19 protein-coding genes are annotated in these 20,326 nt (G+C 73.7%); 9 read left to right on the forward strand and 10 right to left on the reverse strand.

What is annotated here, in order from left to right:
• The first annotated feature begins 27 nt into the window (after positions 1–27).
• Positions 28–444: an ASCH domain-containing protein gene (locus AB0C17_RS16765; RefSeq protein WP_357384455.1), complete on the forward strand. Its 417-nt coding sequence runs from the start codon at positions 28–30 to the stop codon at positions 442–444.
• 22 nt (positions 445–466) lie between these two features.
• Here the strand turns inward: AB0C17_RS16765 and AB0C17_RS16770 are convergent, their stop codons facing one another.
• Positions 467–1,594 (reverse strand): CoA transferase, encoded by a 1,128-nt coding sequence (locus AB0C17_RS16770; RefSeq protein ID WP_357479259.1) that lies wholly within the window; start codon positions 1,592–1,594, stop codon positions 467–469.
• A gap of 116 nt (positions 1,595–1,710) precedes the next feature.
• On the opposite strand from AB0C17_RS16770, the gene AB0C17_RS16775 reads away from it, so the two are divergent.
• Both AB0C17_RS16775 and AB0C17_RS16780 read left to right on the forward strand, forming a co-directional pair.
• A complete protein-coding gene (locus AB0C17_RS16775) occupies positions 1,711–3,117 on the forward strand; it encodes an acyl-CoA synthetase (protein ID WP_357384451.1) in 1,407 nt (468 codons plus the stop codon).
• A 49-nt stretch (positions 3,118–3,166) separates the two neighbouring features.
• Positions 3,167–3,904: a zf-HC2 domain-containing protein gene (locus AB0C17_RS16780; protein ID WP_357384449.1), complete on the forward strand. Its 738-nt coding sequence runs from the start codon at positions 3,167–3,169 to the stop codon at positions 3,902–3,904.
• Between the two features lie 66 nt (positions 3,905–3,970).
• Here AB0C17_RS16780 and AB0C17_RS16785 read toward each other — a convergent pair whose 3' ends face one another.
• Entirely contained in the window at positions 3,971–4,537 is a 567-nt protein-coding gene (locus AB0C17_RS16785) for a sigma-70 family RNA polymerase sigma factor (protein WP_357384447.1), read from the reverse strand.
• A gap of 153 nt (positions 4,538–4,690) precedes the next feature.
• On the reverse strand, positions 4,691–5,164 hold the full coding sequence (locus tag AB0C17_RS16790) for a molybdenum cofactor biosysynthesis protein (RefSeq protein ID WP_357479262.1): 474 nt from the start codon (positions 5,162–5,164) through the stop codon (positions 4,691–4,693).
• Between the two features lie 90 nt (positions 5,165–5,254).
• On the opposite strand from AB0C17_RS16790, the gene AB0C17_RS16795 reads away from it, so the two are divergent.
• Complete coding sequence (locus tag AB0C17_RS16795) at positions 5,255–6,445, forward strand: hypothetical protein (protein WP_357384443.1); 1,191 nt, start codon at positions 5,255–5,257, stop codon at positions 6,443–6,445.
• Between the two features lie 200 nt (positions 6,446–6,645).
• Here the strand turns inward: AB0C17_RS16795 and AB0C17_RS16800 are convergent, their stop codons facing one another.
• The 5 genes from AB0C17_RS16800 to AB0C17_RS16820 form a co-directional block, all read right to left on the reverse strand.
• Positions 6,646–7,719, reverse strand: coding sequence for a PIN domain-containing protein (locus tag AB0C17_RS16800; RefSeq protein ID WP_357384441.1), 1,074 nt, complete (start codon positions 7,717–7,719; stop codon positions 6,646–6,648).
• Positions 7,720–7,754: 35 nt separating this feature from the next.
• A complete protein-coding gene (locus AB0C17_RS16805) occupies positions 7,755–7,979 on the reverse strand; it encodes a hypothetical protein (RefSeq protein WP_357384439.1) in 225 nt (74 codons plus the stop codon).
• Between the two features lie 122 nt (positions 7,980–8,101).
• Positions 8,102–9,691: a DHA2 family efflux MFS transporter permease subunit gene (locus AB0C17_RS16810; protein ID WP_357384437.1), complete on the reverse strand. Its 1,590-nt coding sequence runs from the start codon at positions 9,689–9,691 to the stop codon at positions 8,102–8,104.
• A gap of 306 nt (positions 9,692–9,997) precedes the next feature.
• Entirely contained in the window at positions 9,998–10,639 is a 642-nt protein-coding gene (locus tag AB0C17_RS16815; protein WP_357479266.1) for a DUF305 domain-containing protein, read from the reverse strand.
• Entirely contained in the window at positions 10,624–11,373 is a 750-nt protein-coding gene (locus AB0C17_RS16820; RefSeq protein ID WP_357384433.1) for a lytic polysaccharide monooxygenase, read from the reverse strand. The genes AB0C17_RS16815 and AB0C17_RS16820 overlap by 16 nt, the downstream gene beginning before the upstream one ends.
• 243 nt (positions 11,374–11,616) lie before the next feature.
• Here AB0C17_RS16820 and AB0C17_RS16825 point away from each other — a divergent pair, with 243 nt between their 5' ends.
• Positions 11,617–13,671: a cellulose binding domain-containing protein gene (locus AB0C17_RS16825; protein WP_357479268.1), complete on the forward strand. Its 2,055-nt coding sequence runs from the start codon at positions 11,617–11,619 to the stop codon at positions 13,669–13,671.
• A 7-nt stretch (positions 13,672–13,678) separates the two neighbouring features.
• Here the strand turns inward: AB0C17_RS16825 and AB0C17_RS16830 are convergent, their stop codons facing one another.
• Together AB0C17_RS16830 and AB0C17_RS16835 are read right to left on the reverse strand one after the other, a co-directional pair.
• Positions 13,679–14,521: a phosphatase PAP2 family protein gene (locus AB0C17_RS16830; RefSeq protein ID WP_357384429.1), complete on the reverse strand. Its 843-nt coding sequence runs from the start codon at positions 14,519–14,521 to the stop codon at positions 13,679–13,681.
• Positions 14,522–14,595: 74 nt separating this feature from the next.
• Entirely contained in the window at positions 14,596–16,236 is a 1,641-nt protein-coding gene (locus tag AB0C17_RS16835) for an MDR family MFS transporter (RefSeq protein WP_357384427.1), read from the reverse strand.
• Positions 16,237–16,356: 120 nt separating this feature from the next.
• Here AB0C17_RS16835 and AB0C17_RS16840 point away from each other — a divergent pair, with 120 nt between their 5' ends.
• The 4 genes from AB0C17_RS16840 to AB0C17_RS16855 form a co-directional block, all read left to right on the forward strand.
• Complete coding sequence (locus AB0C17_RS16840; RefSeq protein WP_357384425.1) at positions 16,357–16,947, forward strand: TetR family transcriptional regulator; 591 nt, start codon at positions 16,357–16,359, stop codon at positions 16,945–16,947.
• 76 nt (positions 16,948–17,023) lie between these two features.
• Positions 17,024–18,355 (forward strand): low temperature requirement protein A, encoded by a 1,332-nt coding sequence (locus tag AB0C17_RS16845; RefSeq protein WP_357384423.1) that lies wholly within the window; start codon positions 17,024–17,026, stop codon positions 18,353–18,355.
• Between the two features lie 21 nt (positions 18,356–18,376).
• Complete coding sequence (locus tag AB0C17_RS16850) at positions 18,377–19,441, forward strand: SRPBCC domain-containing protein (protein WP_357384421.1); 1,065 nt, start codon at positions 18,377–18,379, stop codon at positions 19,439–19,441.
• Positions 19,442–19,703: 262 nt separating this feature from the next.
• Positions 19,704–20,326 (forward strand): non-reducing end alpha-L-arabinofuranosidase family hydrolase (locus AB0C17_RS16855; RefSeq protein WP_357479272.1); only part of this gene is annotated, 623 nt, incomplete at its 3' end.

Below are 20,326 nucleotides of genomic sequence, written 5' to 3' on the forward strand. Positions count from 1 at the left end.
CCGCCGCTGACCGCTAGCCTGCCGGGCATGGACGCCGACCTGCCCACGTTCGAGTTCGCCTTTCCCGGCCCGCTGCGCGACAAGCTCGTCGCCGCTGTGCTCGACGGGAGCAAGACCACCACCACCGGTCTGCTCCAGGACTACGAGATCGACGGTGAGCCGCTGCCGGCGGTCGGCGCCCGCTCGGCCGTGCTCGACTCCGACAACCGTCCGGTGGCGGTGATCGAGCTGGTGGAGGTCCGTGTCGCCCGCCTCGGCGACGTCGACCTCGACCACGCGCGCGACGAGGGCGAGGGCCACGAGTCGGTGGCCGCCTGGCGCGCCGGCCACGAGCGGTTCTGGCACGGCGACGACTACCGCGGCTGGCTCGGCGACCCCACGTTCACCGTCGACGACGACACCCCGGCGGTGCTGGAACGCTTCCGCCTGGTCGAGACGCTCTGACCGCGGGCCCGGCCGGCCGGGCTCAGGAGGCGGCGAGCCAGGCGCGCAGCTGGTCGCCGTGTTCGTCCAGCTCCGGTGGCGGCAGGTCGTAGCGGGGCGGGGTGCCGGACAGGCCGATCGGGTTGCGGATCCCCGGCACCCCACCGGCCGTCACCACCGGCTCCAGGCCCAGCCCCTCCGCCAGCGCCACTCCCTCGGCCACCGAGTTGATCGGGCTGCACGGCACACCGGCCGCCCGCAGCTCGGCGAACCAGTCCGCGCTGCCGCGCCGGGACAGCGCCGTCACCAGCAGCGGGCGCAGCTCGTCGCGGTGCGCGACGCGGTCGGCGTTGCGGCCGAACCGCGCGTCGTCGGCCAGCCCCGGCACGCCGAGCACCCGGCAGAGGGTACGGAACTGAGCGTCGTTCCCGGCGATCACCACCAGCTCGCCGTCGGCGGTGGGCAGCGGCTCGTACGGCACGATGCTCGGGTGCGCGTTGCCCATCCGGTGCGGCGCCGCTCCCCCCGCGACGTGCGCGCTGGTGTGGTTGACCAGCCCGGACAGCGCCGAGGAGAGCAGGTCCACAGTGACGTGCTGACCGCGCCCGGTCTCCTCCCGGTGCCGCAGCGCGGCGAGGATGCCGACCGCCGCGTGCAGTCCGGCGATCACGTCGAAGACGGCCACCCCCGCCTTGTACGGTGGGCCGTCGGCGTCACCGGTGAGACTCATCAGCCCGGCGGCGGCCTGCACCATCAGGTCGTACCCGGGCAGGTCGGCGCCCCCGGCGTCGCCGAAGCCGCTGATCGAGGCGTACACCAGGCGGGCGTTGCGGGCGGTGACGGTGTCGTGGTCAAGGCCGAAGCGGCGCAGCGCGCCCGGGCGGAAGTTCTGGATCAGCACGTCGGCGCGGTCGGCCAGCCGGTGCGCAAGCGTCAGGTCGCCCGGGTCGGTCAGGTCCAGCGCCAGTGACCGCTTGTTGCGGTTGACCGCCAGGTAGTAGGTGGAGACGTCGTCGCGGACCGGGGGCCGCCAGTCGCGGGTGTCGTCGCCGCCCGGGGGCTCCACCTTGACCACGTCCGCACCCAGATCGGCCAGGAGCATCGTCGCGTACGGCCCGGCGAGGATCCGGGAGAAGTCGGCGACCAGCACCCCGCGCAACGGACCCGACATGCGGCACCTCCCTCGCCGCCGCCCACGATGACACATACCCGACGGCGTGCCCGGCGGGGGTGGCCCAGCCGGTTAGGGTCGCGGTACATCGGCGGCCATACCGGGAAGGGGTGCCCGTGTCGCTGCTCAGCCGGCTCGCCGAGACCACCGACGAGCGACCCGGGGCGGTCCGGGTCGGCGACCGTTCGCTGTCCCGGGTGGAGCTGCGCCGCGCGGCCACCGCCGTCGCCGACGACCTGCGCGGCGCGACCCGGGTGGCGGTGCCCGCCACGGCGAGCCTGGAGACCGTGGTCGGCGTGGTCGGCGGGCTGCTCGCCGGCGCGGCGGTGGTGCCGGTGCCGCCGGACGCCGGCCCGATGGAACGCGATCACATCCTGCGCGACTCCGGCGCGGAACTGCTGCTCGCGCCGCCGGACGTACCGGACACCGACGCCGCCGCGCCGCCGGTCGTACCGCTGGACCTGGCGCGTCGCTCGGACACCACACTCCCCGAGCCCGATCCGGCGACCACCGCGCTGATCCTCTACACCTCCGGCACCACCGGCGCGCCGAAGGGCGCGGTGCTGTCGCGCCGCGCGGTCGCCGCCTGCCTGGACGGGCTCGCCGACGCCTGGGCCTGGACCCCGGACGACGTGCTGGCACACGGCCTGCCGCTGTTCCACGTGCACGGGCTGGTGCTCGGCGTGCTCGGCCCGCTGCGCGTCGGCAGCCGGCTGCACCACGTCGGCCGGCCCCACCCCGAGCGGTACGCGGCGGCAGGCGCCTCGCTGTACTTCGGCGTACCCACGATCTGGTCCCGGATCGCGGCGCGCCCCGCGGCGGCGCGGGCGCTGCGCGGTGCCCGGCTGCTCGTGTCCGGCAGCGCCGCTCTGCCCGAACCTGTCTTCGCGGCGCTGGCCGGGCTGACCGGGCACCAGCCGCTGGAGCGGTACGGCATGACCGAGACCCTCGTCACGGTGAGCGCCCGCGCCGACGGTCCCCGGCGGCCCGGCACCGTGGGCGTGCCGCTGCCCGGCGTGCGGACGCGGGTGGTGGACGAGCACGGCGGCCCGCTGCCGGCCGACGGCGCCGCGATGGGTGAGCTTCAGGTGCGCGGCGGCACGCTCTTCGACGGCTACCTGAACCGGCCGGACGCCGACGCGGCCAGCCGCACGGCGGACGGCTGGTTCCGCACCGGCGACGTCGCGCTCGTCGGCCGGGACGGCGTCCACCGGATCGTCGGGCGGGCCGCCACCGACCTGATCAAGAGCGGCGGGTACCGGATCGGGGCCGGTGAGGTGGAGGACGCGCTGCTGGCGCATCCGGGGGTACGGGAGGCGGCGGTGGTCGGCACGCCCCACCCCGACCTGGGGCAACAGGTCACCGCGTACGTGGTGGGCGACGGCGTGGCCGAGGCGGAGCTGATCGACTTCGTGGCGCGGCACCTGTCCGCGCACAAACGCCCCCGGCAGGTACGGCTGGTAAGCGCGCTGCCCCGCAACGCGATGGGCAAGGTGCAGAAGTCCCGGCTGACCGGGGCGTGACCCGCACCCCGCCGGGAACCAGCGCGGCGCTCCCGACGACTATCCCTACATGGCGTGTGAGCAGTGGCGGGAGATCCTGTCGGCACAGTTGGACGGTGAGGCGTCCGCGTCGGAGATCGAGGCGGCCGAGGCCCACCTGACCGGCTGCGCCGGCTGCCGTGGCTGGTTCGACTCCGCGGCGTCGGTGATCCGGCGGGTCCGTACGCAGCTCGCCCCGCGGGTGCCCGACCTGGTCGACGCGGTGCTGGCCGCCGCGCCGCCGCCCCGGCCCAGCCGCCGCCACCGGATCACGCTGGGGCTGCGCGGGGCGCTCGGCCTGCTCGGCGCGGTGCAGCTCGTGCTCGGCCTGACCCAGATCGGCCGGGAGGCGGTCGTCACCCACGCGCACGCCTCCGGCCAGCACCTGTGGCACGAGTCGGCGGCGTGGAACGTGGCGGTCGGCGCCGGATTCCTCTACGTGGCGACGCGCCGGTCCACCCCGTCCGGCCTGTTGCCGATGCTCAGCGCGTTCGTCGCCACGCTGGTGCTGCTGTCGGTGAACGACCTGATCATCGGACAGGTGGAGATGACCCGGCTGGTCAGCCACGGCTTCCTGCTGGTCGGCTGGGCCGTGATGCTGGTGCTGTCCCGGCTCGGCCGCCGTCCCGGCGACACGCCACCCGGGCAGCGCCGGTCGGACGGCTCGCGGTGGGCGCTGCGAATCGAGGAACCGCCCGCGCCCGCGCCGCTGCGGCTGGTGCCGCCCGGCCCGTACCCCGCACAGGCCCGCGACCGGCGCGCCGCCTGACGACCCGCCGCGCGAGCCCCGGCTGCCGGCGGGCTGTGCCAGCGGTCGAGGCGGCGGGTCGCGATCTCAGCGGGCCCGGCGGTCGCGGGCGTCGCCGGACCAGGCGGCGACCAGGTCCTCGCGGGCGCGGGCCACGCGGGAGCGGATGGTGCCCACCGGGCAGCCGCACACCTCGGCCGCCTCGGCGTAGGACAGGCCGAGCACCTGGGTGGCCACGAACGCCTCCCGCCGGTCCGGCGCCAGCGCGGCGATGAGACCACGCAACACCACCCCGTCGTCCCCGCCGCCGGTCACCGCGCCGGCCGCCTCGGCGGCGGTCTGCCAGTCCGGCAGCGCCGCCAGCCGGGGCCGGGTGGTCGCCGTCCGCACGTGGTCCACCGCGACCCGGCGGGCGATGGTGAAGATCCAGGTACGCGCCGACGACCGGCCCGCGAAGCCCGGCAGGCTGCGCAGCGCCCGCAGGAACGTCTCCTGGGCGAGGTCGTCGGCCTCGGCCGGCCCGGCCAGGTGGGCGAGGAAACGCCACACCGGCACCTGGAGGGCCCGGACGAAGGCGGCGGCGGCCAGCCGGTCGCCCCGGGCGGCGCGCCGCGCCCAGCCGGTGACCTGCTCGTCGTCGGCGTCCGGTCTCATCCGCGGCCGGTCCGCCGGTCCGGCATGCTCATGCCGGACGGTACGGATAAGAGCCCCGCTCGGTTCATCAGTGGCGTCCCTCCTGCCGGCAAGGCGGTACCGGCCGCCCCTCGGTTGGTCGGCCGTCGCAGGGACAAAGTTCCCGGGACATGGTCAGTCTTCGACGGACACTGTGACCGGCCCGACCCGCAGCACGCCGTCGGTGAGCGGGGCGCACCGGATGCCGGCGCGGCGGCGCATCGCCTTCCACGTACCGGGCTCGACCACCACGTCCAGCCAGGCGCAGGGCGGCGCGGCCCGATGCGCCCGCAGCCGGACCGGACCGTCGCCGGAGTCGAGCGTGAGCACCCGGCCCACCAGGTCGTCCACCGGAATGCCCTCGGTCAGCACGTTGCGCCGCAGCTGGGTGAGGTCCGTGCCGGGCGGCAGTGACTCCCGCGCGATCAGCGTGACGCTCGCCTCCCGGTGCGCGGGACGGCCGAAGTAGCGGTCACCGACGATGCCGAGTCCGGCGCGTACCCGCACCTGGTCGGCCAGTTCGCCGGGTGGCGCCGGGGCGGGTCCGTCCGCCGGACGGCCCACGTACCGGTGCACCGGCGAGGCCAGCAACTGGACGATCCTCGGCATGCCCGAAGTGTAGTAGCGGGCATAACATCGCCAAACCGGACGATAGCCACGTTCACGTATCCGCCCTGGTCACGGCCCGTTGTACGGGGTGTGACGGCGAGGCGACCAGAAGCGATCGGAGCTCATCCGCGACGGCGGCTGGCCTGGGCGCGGCGCGAGAACGAGCGCCGGCGTCAGGCGTACGAGACGGCGGCCCGGACCTGGCGCCGCCGCGCGGAGCACCTCGACCGGCTGGCGATCGAGGCGGCCGGCTTCCGGGGCTGCGCGCTGCCGGGCACCGCACTGCCGGTGCCGCTGGACGAAGGTGAGGTCGTCTACCGCATCCTGTCCGCCGTCGACCTGGTCGAGGCCACCGCCCGGCACGTGCCCGGACTACCCGCGCCCGGCCGCACCCTCACCGGCCGTCTCGGCCCGGCCGACGGCCCGCTACCGGCCGGGCTGCGCGTGGTCGACAGCGGTGCCGCCGTGGTGACCGACCGGCGGGTGACCTTCGCCGGGCGCGACGTCCGGCGGGACTGGCCCCTGCGGGACCTGCACGGCCTCGGGCACCACAGCGACCGCCCGGTCACCCTGCTCCACGGCACCGACGGCGGCGCACCGGCGGGACTGCGCGTACCGGCGCCGGGCGCGGCGAACGCCCGGTTCTACCTCACCCTGGCCCACGCCGACGCCACCGGCACACGGCAAGCGGTCGTCGAGGACATCGACACGCTGCGGTCCGCCCACCGGGCCGCCCGTCCCCGGCCACCCCGTCCGCTCGGTCCGTGGGACGCCCCGGCCGAACCGGCACTCCCCCGGCGGCTGGTGGCGGCGGGCGTCGCGGCGGTGGCCGTGCTGCTCGGCGTCACGTCCGCCGGCACCTGGAGCGCCACCGCCGGGCAGACCGACCCGGCGCGCCGGCCCGCGTCCCACCCGGCGGGCACGTCCACCACGGCAGCCGCGCCGCCGGCACAGCCCACGGCCACTCCGGCGTCGCCCTCGACACCCCCGCCGACCCGGCCCGCACCGCGACCGGAGCCCTTCCCGAATCCCGCGACGTGGTCGGATCCGGCAGCGCGGCCGGGTACGCGAGTCCTCACCACCGCGCCACCTGTAGCCGGACCGCCACCGTCGCACCCCGGCAACCGCCCGCCGGCACGCGCCGATCCGTCCACCCCGCCGGCCGCCCAGGCGACCTCGGCGCCGACCGCGAGCCCCACGGGTGATCCGGGCACGACCGGAGCGCCAAGCCCGACAGCAGAGCCGAGCCCCACCCCCTCACCCGAGCCGCCCCGACCCTGATGTCCCCGCCGATCACCCCGGCCGCCGCCCCGGCCTCAGATCCCCGGTGAACCCGACCCCTTCCCGACCTGCTCCCCCGTCCCCCGTCCCCCGTCCCCGTCGATCTTGCACTTTCGGCCCCCAGGACGCCGGATTCGCCCCATATGGGGGGGGCCGAAAGTGCAAGATCGCGAGGAGAGGGGGTGAGGGCGGGGTAAGGGTCAGGAGGGCTGGGGGGTCAGCAGGTAGTCGCCGTCTTCGGGGCTCCAGCGCAGCTCCACCGCGCCGCCGGTGGCGGCGGCCTTGCAGAACTGGAGGAAGCTGCGGTAGCCGAGCTTCTTCTCGCTGAAGTCCGGCCGGGCCCGCCGGAGCTGGTCCTTCAGGCCGGACAGCGCCACCGCGCCACCGTCCGCGGCGAGGTCCACCACCACGGAGCGGAGCAGCCCGAACGCGACCTCCCGGTCCCCCTGTTCGGGAAGCGACACCTCCGGATCGCCCTTCGCCGGCCCGGCGGCCAGCTCCACCACGTTGTGCGCCGCGAGATGACGCAGCAGTTCGCCGAAGGTACGGAAGCCGTAGTCGGACTCGCTGAACGTCGGGTCCTTGCGGAGCAGCGCACGTTTGAGCGCGGACGCGGTCACGTCGCCGCTGGAGCTGCCCTGCATGCCGGCCACCGTCTGCACGAGCTGCACGGCGAGCGTGTCGACGTCCCGCGCCGACTCGTCCTCGGCCGGGACGGTCTCCACCGCCGGCTCGGGCGCCGGCTCCGCCGGTGAGGGCCGGGCCGGGCGCGACCGGCGGGCGGCCGGGGGCGGCACGTCCACACCTTCCAGGCGGTCGTAGTAGAGGAACTCGTCGCAGGCCGGGGGCAGCAGCGCGGAGGTGGACTTCTCCACCCCGACGCCGATCACCCGCTTGTTGAGTTCGCGCAGCTTGTGCACGAGCGGGGTGAAGTCGCTGTCGCCGGTGCAGATCACGAACGTGGAGATGTAGCCGCGCTCGAACGCCAGCTCGACCGCGTCCACCGCCATCTTGATGTCCGCGGCGTTCTTGCGCGAGGCGCCCATCCGCTGCGGGATCTCGATCAGCTCGACGTGTGAGCGGGTGAGCATCCGGCGGTCCTCGTCGAAGTACGACCAGTCGGCGTACGCCCGGCGCACCACCACGCGCCCCCGCTCGGCGAGCGCGTCGGCGATCGGCCGGAAGTCGAACGGCCGGCCGCCGTGATGGTCCCGTACGCCGAGGGCCAGGTTTTCGTAGTCGAGGAACAGCGCGATCCGGTCTTCGTGATCCACACTGGCAGCCTAGCCCGGCCGGAGCGCCGGACCGGTCAGCGCCGCTCGTCCCGGTAGACGGTCTCGCGGCGGGCCACGCGCTGGATCGCGTAGCTGGCGACCAGCAGCAACAGCGCGAGCGCCACCTCGACACCGGCGATGGTGCCGTTGGCGACGGTGAGACCGAGCAACAGCAGGATCAGCCCGACGACGGCGAGCAGTCCCGCCAGCAACAGCCGGTTGCGCCGTCGCGCCGACCGCTGCGTGTCGTGTCCGCTCACGCCGTCCGCCTCTCCCCGGCTCCGTTTTTCCGATCCTAGGCGCTGGTCACCGCCGGGGCAGCGGATCACGACGGCCGGGGGCCGGACACTGACGCGTCCGGCCCCCGGTGTCACGGCGGCGGTCAGTGGATCGGGATCGGCGCGGGGCGCTTGTCCTCCCCCGTCTCGCCGTCGAGCAGGTGCGAGGGCTCCCGGCGGCGGGGCAGGAACGCAGCCGGGACGAACGTCAGCAGCACCAGGCCGAAGGCGACCCAGAACGTGGTGGAGAAGGAGCTCGCCGCGTAGTCGAGCCCGCGTTCGATCAGCGACGGCGGAACCGGGAACTGCTGGAGCAACTCGGGCCGCTGCTGGGTGGCGATGGCGAGCTGCGCCTCGGTCAGCGTGGCGCCGGTGCCCGGGTCGACGGCGCCGGGGATCGGCCGCGAGCCGTTCAGCTCGCTGGTGAGGATGACCGACATGACCGCGGCGCCCACCGAACCGCCGATCTGCTGGAGGATGTTGACGAGCGTGGAACCGCGCGCCACCTCCGCCGCGCTGAGCGTCTTCAGCGCCGAGGTCATGATCGGCATCATCGTGCCGCCCATGCCGAGGCCCATCACGAACAGCGAGCCGCAGAGCAGCCAGTACGACGTGTCGGTGCCGAGCTGGGTGAAGGTGAAGAACCCGGCCGCGATGAGCACGAGCGCGAACGGCACCGTACGGCCGACCGGCACGCGATCGGCGAGCATGCCGGCGATCGGCATGGTCAGCATCGCGCCGATGCCCTGCGGTGCGATCAGCAGGCCCGCCGTCAGCGTCGTCTCGCCGCGCACCTGGAGGAAGTAGCTCGGGAACAGCAGGCCGGCACCCATGAACGCGATGATGAAGACGAACATGGTGACGGCGGCGATGGTCAGGTTGCGGTTGCGGAAGAGCCGCAGGTCGAGCAGCGGGTGCCGGGGCCGGAACGAGTAGAGCACGAAGGCGACCACGAGCGCGCCACCGACGAGCATCGGCAGCCAGACCTTGGTGTCGGCGACGGTGCCGGTCTCGGGCAGCGTGGAGATGCCGTAGAGGAACAGCGCGAGACCGGGCGAGAGCATGAGCATGCCGAGGAAGTCGAACGACTCGGACGGCTCGGCGTTGTCCCTGGGCAGCGCCAGCTGGGCGTAGACCAGGGCGACCAGGCCGATCGGCAGGTTGATCAGGAAGATCCAGTGCCAGCTCGCGACGTCGATCAGCCAGCCGCCGAGGATCGGGCCGGTGATCGGGCCGAGCAGCATCGGGATGCCGAGCACCGCCATCAGGCGGCCGATGCGGTGCGGGCCGGCGGCCCGGGTCATGATCGTCATGCCGAGCGGCATGAGCATGCCGCCGCCGAGGCCCTGGACGACCCGCCAGGCGATCAGCTCGCCGATCGAGTCGGCAGTGGCGCAGAGCCCGGAGCCGATGGTGAACAGCGCCAGCGCCACCATGTAGAGGCGTTTCGTACCGAACCGGTCGGCGGCCCAGCCGCTGAGCGGGATGACGGTGGCCAGCGCGAGCGTGTAGCCGGTCATGGTCCACGCGACGCGGGCGTACGAGGCGTCGAACTCGCTCTGGAACGTCGGCAGCGCCACGCTGACGACTGTCACGTCGAGGATCGACATGATCGCACCGAGCACGACGACGCCGGCCACCTTGAGTACGGCGGCGTCGAGCTTCGTCGACGTCGCGACGGGTTGGTGTGTCACTGACGGTCTCCTGGGGATCCGGTCCGGCACTTCGAGGCGGTGGCGGCGCCGCGCGCCGTCGGCGGAGCGCGGGCGGAACGCGCGGCGGGGCGACGTCCGGGCGACAGCGTAGCGATGACCTGGGACAGCACGCGGCCGGTTTTGCCCAGAGGCGAACCGCGGTGCTGCGGCAGGCGGCCGCCCCGGCGGCCCCGGGCGCTCCGGCGGCTCGCGGAAAGGGCTGGTGCGCGCCGGTTCGTGAACCTTGTCGGGACGGGGCCGGCGGCGGCGACCGTGACGAAGGTCATGCCCCACGCGGACCGCCGCTCAGCCCAGCCCGGCCATCAGTTCGACCTCGGCCGTACGGGAGCGGTCGATGCGGCGGGCTAGGTCGCGTACCCGTTCGCTGGTCCCGGCGGTGACCTGGGCGCGGGCCAGGTCGGCGGCGGTGCGCTGGTGCCGGCTCAGCACGTCGCGCAGCACCCGGTCGGCGTCGGCGGGCGCGGCGGCGCGCAGCCGGGCCAGTCCGGCGGCGGCGTCGCTGTGTCCGGAGTGGTCGTGCCGGGCGGCAGCGGCGGCTGACGGGCCGGCCTCGCGCAGCCATCGGCGCATGGTGGCCAGTTCGTCGGTCTCGGTGGCCCGGACGGCGGCGGCGAGCGTGCGCAGGCGCGGGTCGGTGGCGCGGTCGAGGCCGAGCCGGACGATCTCCAGCGTCTGCTCGGTGTGCGCCACCATCACGGCCAGGAACAGCGCGTCGATCCCACTCACCGTGGCATCCGGGCCGGACGGGACCGAAGCCGTGGCGGACGGGGCCGGCGGGGACGGATCGGCGGCGGGCGGCCCGCCGCAACCGGTCAGGGCCAGCAGCGCCGCGAGCAGTGCCGTGGCCGGGCCGACGGCGGGCGCGCGGCGGAGCCGGGGAACGGCCGGCTCCGCCGCGCGGGTACGCGGGCTCAGATCTGCTGCCACAGCGCCGGAACGTTCGGCGGTTCCCAGCCGGCGATGGCGGTGTGCGCCTGGCGACAGCGGTAGCCGCGGCCGTCGTAGGTGACCGTGTCGCCGACCTGGTAGGCCCGCCCAGCGGTCCACGTCCCGCCCGGCGCCGGGGTGCTGGTCCGGGTGGGTGTGGGCGACGGCGCGGGCGTGGTGGGCGCCGCGGTCGGGGTGGGCGACGGGGTGGGGTTGCCGCCTCCGCCGCCGATCTGGAGGTCGACGCAGGAGTAGAACGCGTTGGCGGTGTCGGAGATGTTCCATATCGCCAGCAGCTTCTGCCGGCCGGAGAAACCGCCCAGGCCGACCGTGTGGGACACGGTCGCGCCGGGTTGGCGGCCCCCGCCGTCGACGACCGCGACGCGGGTGCCGCCGATCCAGTACTCCCAGTTGGCGGTGGCGTGCCGGGCGGTGTTGACCCAGGTGAACGTGACGGTGCTGCCGACGGAGGTGGCCGGCCAGTTGCGGCTGTCGTCGTTGAGTACCGCGAACTGGGCGATGCCGGCGTGGCAGCTCCGCAGACCCTTGGGGCCCTCGACGCTCTGCGGTTCGTACTTGATCTGGCCGCAGTCGGGCACCCGGTTCTGCGCGCAGAGCGCCTGCCGGCTGGGTGGCGAGGAGACGTAGCCGTGGGCCTGCGCGGGTGCGGCGAGCGCGAGCGTGCCGGTGACGGCACCGGCGGTGAGCAGCGGGAGGGTGATTCTTCGACGCATGGTGGCAACTCCTTCGGGCGGAACGGAAGGTGCCCCGAACATAAATTAAACATTCTTAACAGTAAAGACTCCTATCTATAAATTAAGTCCTGCACGACCGGCGCCGGGCGTATGATCCTGATCGATGGCTCGCCGCGCGGAGCCGACCGTCGTTCCTGGGCATCCCGCCGCCGCAAGGCGTCCGGGAGGACGACGCAGACCGGGCATCGCCTCGTCGTCCCACTCCCCGGAGGACACCCCCACATGAGGAGATCCACCGCGTTCGCGGCCAGCCTGCTGCTTGTCGCCGCCGCGCTCAGCACCGTCGGCGGGCCGGTCGCCGCCGACCCCGCCGACCCGGTCACCGTCACGGTGAACACCCGCGCCGGGCTGGCCACCGTCCCGGCCACCGCGCTCGGCGTCAACCACGCCATCTGGGACTCGCAGCTCGGCAGCGCCGAGACGTCCGACCTGCTCAAGGCCGCGGGCGTGAAGATGCTGCGCTACCCCGGCGGCTCGTACGCCGACATCTACCACTGGGAGACCCACACCGCGCCCGGCGGCTACGTCGCCCCGAACACCGACTTCGACACGTTCATGGCCGGTGCCCGCCGCATCGGCGCCCAGCCGATGATCATCGCGAACTACGGCACCGGCACGCCCGCCGAGGCGGCGGCGTGGGTCCGCTACGCCAACGTCACAAAAGGCTACGGCGCGAAGTGGTGGACAGTCGGCAACGAGAACTACGGCAACGGCCACTACGGCTCGGCCTGGGAGGCCGACGACCACCCGGACAAGAGCGCCACCCAGTACGCACGGCTGGTGGTCGAGTACGCCGACGCGATGAAGGCGGTCGACCCGAGCATCAAGGTCGGCGCGGTGCTCACCATGCCCGGCAACTGGCCGGACGGGATCACCGCCGGATCCGACCCGGGGCCGTGGAACCAGACGGTGCTCTCCCTCGCCGGTCCGAAGATCGACTTCGTGGACGTGCACTGGTACCCGGGCGGCAACGCCGCCGACTCGCTGGCCCGGACCAACCATCTGCCCGACGCGGCCTGGCTGCTGCGCCAGCAGATCGCCCGGTACGCCGGCCCCGGGGCGGACCGGATCGGGATCAGCTTCACCGAGCTGAACGTGGACGCCGGTCGCACCACGGCGCCGGGCGCGCTGTTCCTCGCCGACGCCTACAGCGGCCTGCTGGAGCAGGGCGTGTTCACGGTGCAGTGGTGGAACGTGCACAACGGCATCGGCACGGTCTCCGAGGTGGCCGGGCAGACCGACTACGGCGACTTCGGGCTGCTGTCCAGCGGCAACTGCACGAACGACGGCGAGGTGTGCCAGCCGGCGTTCAACACGCCGTTCGCGCCGTACCACGCGTTGTCCATGATGAACCTGTTCGCCCGGCCCGGTGACCAGCTCGTCCGCGCCGGAACCGACCAGCCGCTGGTGGCCGCGCACGCGGTCCGCCGGCCGGACGGCAGCCTCGCGGTCCTGCTGCTCAACAAGGACCCGGAGAACGCACACCCGGTGGCGCTCGACTACGCCGGGTTCACCCCGGCCGACGAGGCGCCAACAGTGCACACGTTCACCAACGGCGCGACCGCGATCAGCACCGCCCGCGCCGGCAGCGCGGCGGCGCGGACGCTGCCGCCGTACTCGCTCACCACGCTCGTGCTGCGACCGGCCGGCAGCTCGGCCGGGCGGCCCGGCGCCCCGGGCCGGCCGACGGCGAGCGCGGTGACCGACCGCGCGGCGACCATCTCCTGGCCGGCGGCCACGCCGGGCGCGTCGCCGATCGCCAAGTACGAGGTGCACCGGCAGTACGGGGCGGTGAGCGAGCAGCTCGGCGAGACCGCCGGAACGTCCCTCACGGTGGGCAACCTCGAACCGGGCGCCCGCTACACGGTCAACGTGCTGGCCCGGGACACGGCTGGACAGGTCTCCTGGTCGTCGCCACCGCTGACGTTCGCCACCGGCAGCCCGGCCGAGAGCTCCTGCGCGGTGCGGTTCAACGACGACAACGACTGGGGCAACGGGTACGTGGCGAACGTCGAGGTGATCAACACGGGCGCGAAGGCCGTCGACGGCTGGACGCTGACCTGGACCTGGCCGACGGCCTGGCAGCAGGTGAGCAGCGGGTGGAGCGCCACCTGGGACCAGCAGGGCCGCGACGTCCGGGTGACGCCCACCGCCGACAACCGGCGGCTCGCCGCCGACGGCGGGAGCACGACTGTGGGCTTCGTCGGCGCGTACAGCGGGCCGAACGTGCCGCCGGCGGCGTTCCGCCTCAACGGCACGGTCTGCACGCTGCGCTGAGGAGTCCTCAGCCGCGGCCGGGTGGCCGCAGCCGTACGTCGGCCGCCGCCGGGACCTTCGGGTTCCGGCGGTGGCCGGCTCGCCGGGGCGCCGGCACCACGTGCGGGCGCACCGGTCCGGACGGGAGCGTGGGCGGTTCCGGCACGGCCGTCGGCAGGACGGCCAGGATCGCCACGAGCAGCACCACCGCGACGACACCGTCGAGCCAGTAGTGGTTGCCGGTGACCACGACCACGAGCGCTGTCGCCAGGGGGTGGAGCAGCCAGAGCCAGCGGAGGCGTCCGGTGGTGACCGCCATCAGCGCCAGCGCGATCGCCAGCGCCCAGCCCACGTGCAGCGACGGCATGGCCGCGTACTGGTTGCTGAGCTGGTCGGTGTCGGGGGGACCGTAGACGCTCGGGCCGAACCGGGTGCCGGTGTCGACCATCCCGGTGAGCGCGGTCAGCCGGGGCGGCGCGAGCGGAATGCAGACGTGGAGCACCAGCGCCACCGCCGTGAGCGACGCCAGGGCGCGGCGCAGCCGCAGGTAGTGGGCCGGGCGGCGCAGCCAGAGCCAGACCAGGCAGAGCACGGTGGCCGGGAAGTGCATGTAGGCGTAGTACGAGTTGGCGACGCGTACCAGCAGCTCCTGCGACAGCAGCGGCCCCTGCACGAGCATCTCGTCGGGCAGGCGCAGCAGCCGTTCCAGCCGCCAGACCCACTCGCCGTTTGCCAGGGCCACCTCGGCGTGCCCGGCCACCACCTGCCGGCCCGCCTTGTAGGCCAGGAAGAGCACGGCGACCAGCGCCAGCTCACGCGCGGCCCGCTGCCATACGGCGAGACGGGTGGGCGCGGTCCGCGTGACGTCCACGGCTCCTCCTTCGGTTCGTCCCCGCATGGGCCAGGGCCGCCGCCGGGGTCGGCGACGGCCCTGGGGGTACGGGCTCAGCGGCGGGCGCGTTCCTCCCGGCCGGCCGAGTCCACGCTCACCTCGTCGAAGGCGGGCGCGCCGTCGACGGCGTCCGCTCCCACCGCCACCGATCGGCCGGTGTCCGGCAGGTCGAGGCTGGAACGCAGGGTGACCGGGCGCAGCAGCAGCGCCGCCACGATACCGACCACCGCGATGGCGGCCGAGATCAGGAAGATATGCCCGGTCGCGTCCCCGTATGCGGCCCGGACGATCTGCCGGACCGGTTCGGGCAGCGCGTCGAGGTTGAGCGTGCTGCCGCCGCCTCCGCCGGAGGCGGGGATGCCGGCCGCGGCCAGGTCGTGGTTGATCCGGTCGGTGACCCGGCGGGCCAGCACCGCGCCGAGCACCGACACGCCGATGGTGCCGCCCAGCGAGCGGAAGAAGGCGACGCTGGCGCTCGCCGCGCCGATGTCCTTGAGCGAAACGGTGTTCTGCACGGCGAGCACCAGGTTCTGCATGGTCATGCCGACGCCGACGCCGACGATGAACATCGCGATGCCGACGAAGACCAGCGAGGTCTCGTGGTCGATGGTGCCGAGCATGCCGAACCCGATGACCAGCACGACCGCCCCGAACACGATGTACGGCTTGATCTTCCCGGTGGCGGTGATCATCCGGCCCGCCACGATCGAGGAGATCAGCACGCCGGCCATCATCGGGATGGTGAGCAGGCCGGCCTCGGTCGGGCTGTAGCCGCGGCCGATCTGGAAGTACTGGCCGAGGAAGACCGCGCCGCCGAACATCGCCATGCCGACCGCGAGGCTGCCCAGGATCGCCAGGGCGGTGGTGCGCTCGCGGACGATGTGCAGCGGCACCACCGGTTCGGCGGCCCGCGCCTCCACCCAGACGGCGAGCGCGAGCAGCAGCACCGCGCCGCCGACCATGGCGCCGCTCTGCCAGGAGACCCAGGCGAACGAGTCGTCGACGAACGAGATCCAGATCAGCAGCACGCTGACGCCGGCGGCGATGAGCGTGGCGCCCAGATAGTCGATCTTGACGTTGTCCCGGCGCGCGGTGGGCAGGTTCAGGGTGATCTGGAGCAGGAACAGCGCGACGGCGGCGACCGGCACACCGACGAAGAAGCACCAGCGCCAGCCGAGCCACGAGGTGTCCACGATCAGGCCACCCAGCAGCGGGCCGCCCACGGTGGCCAGCGCCATCACGCCGCCCAGGTAGCCGTTGTAGCGGCCCCGCTCGCGCGGCGGGATCATGGCCGCGATCGCGACCTGCACCAGCGCCTGGAGGCCGCCGACGCCGATGCCCTGGAAGGCGCGGGCGGCGATGAGCTGTCCGGCGCTCTGCGCGAAGCCGGCCGCGACCGATCCGACCAGGAACACCACGATGGCGACCTGGATCAGCAGCTTCTTGTTGAACAGGTCGGCCAGCTTGCCCCAGATCGGGGTGGTCGCGGTGGCGGTGAGCAGGGTGGCGGTGACCACCCAGGTGTACTGCGTCTGCGAGCCGTTGAGCGCTCCGATGATCTTCGGCAGGGCCGTCGAGACCACTGTGCCGCTCAGCATGGCCACGAAGAGCACCAGCAGCAGGCCGCTGAGTGCCTCCAGCGTCTGCCGCCGGTTCATGGGGGCGGCCTCAGCCGTCGCGGTGGGTGCGCTCATCCGCGCGTCCTCCAGGTGTGTCGATTGGGTTGGCCGCTTCGTTGCCTCAAGCAATCAACACTAAACCTTGCCCGGTAGGCAAGTTTGCCCATTGAGAAATGGCTCACCTACGCTAGCCGCATGGACGAGTGCACCGGCCTGCGGGAACGCAAGAAGGCGGCAACCCGCCTCGCGCTGCACGAGGCGGCGCTGTCGCTCGCCGCCGAGCACGGCCCGGACCGGATCACCGTCGAGGCCATCGCCGACGCCGCGAACGTGTCCCGGCGCACGTTCTCCAACCACTTCAGCGGCAAGGAGGAGGCCCTCTTCCACGGCGACACGCTGCGGCTGCGCCGGCTCCTCGCGCTGGTCGCCGAGCAGCCGGCGGAACTCGGGCCGTGGGCCACGCTGACCCGGGCCGCCCTCATCCAAGCCGAGGAGGGCTACGACGACCCGGCCGAGCCCTGGCTCAACCGGCGACGGCGGCTGCACGGCCACCCGAGCCTGGCCGCCCACCAGGTCGGCGCGTACGCGGCCCAGGAGCGGGAGATGGCCGCGGAGTTGGCCCGCCGGCTGACCGGGCCCGACTCGCCGCTGCGGGCCCGGGTCGTCGCCGCCACGTTCCTCGCGTCCCTGCGCGTCGCCGCCCACGAGTGGCTGGAACACCCCGGCCGGCCGCTGCGCGACGTGCTGCGCGACGTGCTCGCCCGCGCCGCCCCGGCGGACGGCTGAGCGCTCCCCCAGCCGGGAACGGTGGAATGACCACGAACGGAACACCCCACCTGACCTGGGCTGACAGACTCGCCCGGTGGGTGCCGACCGCTGGCGCAAAGGGCTCGGACCGGCGACCGGCGTCGCCCCGGCGACCCGGGTCGACCGGTTCGAGGTCTTCTTCGACCTCGTCTTCGTGGTCTCCTTCTTCATCATCACGCGCGCCACCGCCGCGAACGTCACACCGCGGGAGCTGCTGCACGCGCTGCTGGTGCTCGCCGTGCTCTGGTGGTGCTGGGTGGTGCACAGCGCGGTCGCCGCCCGGCTGCGCCTGGGCGAGGGCTTCGTGCCGATCCTCATGGTGGTCGGCATGATCGCGCTGTTCACGTTCGCGCTCGCGCTGCCGCAGACGTTCGGCGACCTGGACAAGGGCAGCGCCGGGCCGATCCTGGTCACGATCAGCTACGTGGTGATCCGGCTCGTGCACACCGCCCTGTACTGGTACGCCACCCGCGACGACCCGCCGGCCCGGCGCAAGCTGCGGCTGTTCCTGCCTGAGGCGCTGGTCACCGCCACCCTGCTGCTGGTGGCGGCGCTGCTGCCGCCGCGCGTAGCCCCCGACGTCGGCCCGTGGCTGCGCGACGGGCTCTGGATCGCGGTCGTCGCCATCCAGTACAGCAGCGGCCTGCTCGCCGGCGCCGACGGCTGGAAGATCACCTCGGCCGAGCACTGGACCGAGCGGTACGACCTCATCCTGATCATCGCGCTCGGCGAGTCGGTCATCTCGGTCGGCGTCGGCGGCAACCTGCTCGGCCAGCCGGTCACCTGGCCCGCGATCCCGGCGGCGATCTTCGGCATCCTGTTCACCGCGGCGCTCTGGTGGGCGCACTTCGACATGATCGGCCCGGCCGCCCGGATCGCGCTGCACGCCGCGCAGGGCCGTCCGCGGGTCGCGCTGGCCCGCGACGCGTACGCGTATCTCTACCTGCCCATGATCGCCGGGGTGATCCTGTTCGCGATCGGCGCCGAGGAGCTGGTCCGGATCGTCACCGACCCGGCGGGCGGCCCGGCGGAGCGCGGCCACGGGCCGGCGGTGCCGCTGCTCTTCGGTGGCGTTCTGGTCTACCTCGCCGCCAACATGGCGTTCCAGTGGCGGGCGTTGCGGACGCTGTCCTGGACCCGGCTCGGCACTGTGGTGCTGCTCGCCGCGGCGCTGCCGGTCGGCCGGCACCTGCCGGCGCTCGCCGCGCTGGGCCTGCTCACCGCGATCTGCGTGGCCCTCGTCGGCGCCGAGCTGGTGATCTTCGCCGATTCCCGGGTCGCGTTGCGCCGGCTCATGCACGAGGAGAAGACGAGCGCCGAGGAGAGCGAGGCGGCCTGGCGGGCCCGCTGGCGCGAGGACGGCGACAGCGCCCCGCGCCGATCTTGACACAGGACCTAGAGTCTCCGCGTGATCGAGATCGTCACCGAGGTCGACCTGTTCCACCCGCCCGCCCGGGTCTGGCGGGCGCTCACGGAACGCGCGTTGCTTGCCAAGTGGTTCGCCGACAGCGCGCCCCGGTCCGACCGGTGGATCCTGGCCACCGCCGCGCTGCCCGGCTACGACGGCGACACCGAGGTGGAGACCGTCGAGGTGCGTGCGCCGCAGCGGCTGGTGGTCCGCTGCCGGGAGGACGGCCGGGCGACCCGTCTCGCCTGCGACCTGACCCCGACCGCGCTCGGCACCCGGCTGTCCGTACGCGAGGTGCTCGAAGACGGCGACTGGGACGCCGACGCCCGCGCCGAGCAGCACGAACAGGCAGTCACCGGACGGCTGCCGGCGATCCTCGACTGGCTGGCGTTCCAGAACGTCGACCTGCGCCGCGCCGAGGGCGGGCTGACCGCCGAACTGCCGGTGGTCCGGCTGCTCGGCGACGAGCACCGCCGGCCCGGGCGGCGCCGGGTGCTGCTGGTGGCCGGCGCTGTGACGCTGCTCGCCGCGGCGGCCGGGGCGACGGTGTGGGCCACCGGCGACGACCCGCCCGCGCCGGCCGCGCCGCTCCCGACGACGTCGCTCGTCATGCCGTCCAGCGCCACGCCGTCGGCCCGCCCCACGACCGCGCGGCCCACGCCCAGCCCGAGCCGCCGCAGCGCGTCGCCCTCGCCGACACCATCACCCACCCCCAGCCGTACGCCGAGCCCGACGCCCTCGACTGTCGCGGCGGCGCCGCTGAGTGCCACCTACGAGACGGTCACCGACCGGGTCTTCGGCTACCGGGGCCAGGTGGTGCTGCGCAATCCCGGACCGTCGCCGCGTCCGGGCTGGACGGTCACCGTGACGCTGCACGACGGCGCCACGGTGGGCAGCGTGAGCGGGGCCGAGGCGAAACAGGACGGCGCCGTGGTGACGTTCACCGGCGGCGTGTTGCCGGGCGGCGAGACCGCCACCATCCGCTTCGACGTCCGCGACCCCGACCCGGGCCACGACGCCCCCGCCGCCTGCGCCACAGAGAACACCCCCTGCACCCCCGCCTGAGGGCTTCACCACGTCGATCATGAAGTTGGGCCGTGGATTCGTCCGCATTGACGACGGCCAACGTCATGATCGCCGCATCCCGGGCGGGTGGGGCGTGGGCGGATGGGGCGTGGGCGGGCGGGGGTGCCGGTGCGGTGGGTGCGGAAATGGGTTGTTGAGTGCATGGGAGCGCTCCCGTAACATCCCTGACGCGGCTGTTAACGCTCACAAAACAATCGCCACCGCCAATGTCGGAGCCGCTGCCCCCGCAGGAGGTCATTCCATGTCCAGATCTAGGTCAGTCAATGCCATATTGGCGTCGGCAGGCGCCGCGCTGCTGGCGTCGGGGACCGTCGCCGTGGCCCTGCCCGCCGGGGCAGCCGCCGCCGGCTGCTCGGTCAACTACGCGATCTCGTCGCAGTGGCAGGGCGGCTTCGGCGCCAACGTCACCGTCACGAACCTCGGTGACCCGGTGTCGAGCTGGACGCTGACGTGGTCGTTCGGCGCCGGGCAGACGGTCACCCAGTCGTGGAACACGAGCCTGACCCAGAGCGGGTCCGCGGTCACCGCGCGCAACGTCGACTACAACGGGTCGATCCCGACCAACGGCAGCACGTCATTCGGCTTCAACGGCTCCTGGACCAGCAGCAACCCGGTGCCGAGCAGCTTCGCGCTCAACGGGGTGACCTGCACGGGCGGCACCACCACGCCGACCGGGGGCCCGACCGGCGCGCCCACCACCGCACCGCCCACCACGGCGCCGCCGACCACCGCACCGCCCACGACACCGCCGCCGGGCAACACGTGCAGTCTGCCGTCGTCGTACCGGTGGTCGTCCACAGGTGCGTTGGCGCAGCCCCGGTCGGGCTGGGTGTCGCTGAAGGACTTCACAGTGGTGCCCTACAA

This window comes from Micromonospora sp. NPDC048887 (genome assembly GCF_040649715.1).
GTDB lineage: Bacteria > Actinomycetota > Actinomycetes > Mycobacteriales > Micromonosporaceae > Micromonospora.

Bases quoted from the DNA above. Each gene is read 5' to 3' on its own strand.
- AB0C17_RS16820 (WP_357384433.1), bottom strand. From the start codon at position 11,373: ATGCGTCGAAGAATCACCCTCCCGCTGCTCACCGCCGGTGCCGTCACC.
- AB0C17_RS16785 (WP_357384447.1), bottom strand. From the start codon at position 4,537: ATGAGACCGGACGCCGACGACGAGCAGGTCACCGGCTGGGCGCGGCGC.
- AB0C17_RS16790 (WP_357479262.1), bottom strand. From the start codon at position 5,164: ATGCCGAGGATCGTCCAGTTGCTGGCCTCGCCGGTGCACCGGTACGTG.
- AB0C17_RS16835 (WP_357384427.1), bottom strand. From the start codon at position 16,236: ATGAGCGCACCCACCGCGACGGCTGAGGCCGCCCCCATGAACCGGCGG.
- AB0C17_RS16765 (WP_357384455.1), top strand. From the start codon at position 28: ATGGACGCCGACCTGCCCACGTTCGAGTTCGCCTTTCCCGGCCCGCTG.
- AB0C17_RS16840 (WP_357384425.1), top strand. From the start codon at position 16,357: ATGGACGAGTGCACCGGCCTGCGGGAACGCAAGAAGGCGGCAACCCGC.
- AB0C17_RS16825 (WP_357479268.1), top strand. From the start codon at position 11,617: ATGAGGAGATCCACCGCGTTCGCGGCCAGCCTGCTGCTTGTCGCCGCC.
- AB0C17_RS16780 (WP_357384449.1), top strand. From the start codon at position 3,167: ATGGCGTGTGAGCAGTGGCGGGAGATCCTGTCGGCACAGTTGGACGGT.
- AB0C17_RS16770 (WP_357479259.1), bottom strand. From the start codon at position 1,594: ATGTCGGGTCCGTTGCGCGGGGTGCTGGTCGCCGACTTCTCCCGGATC.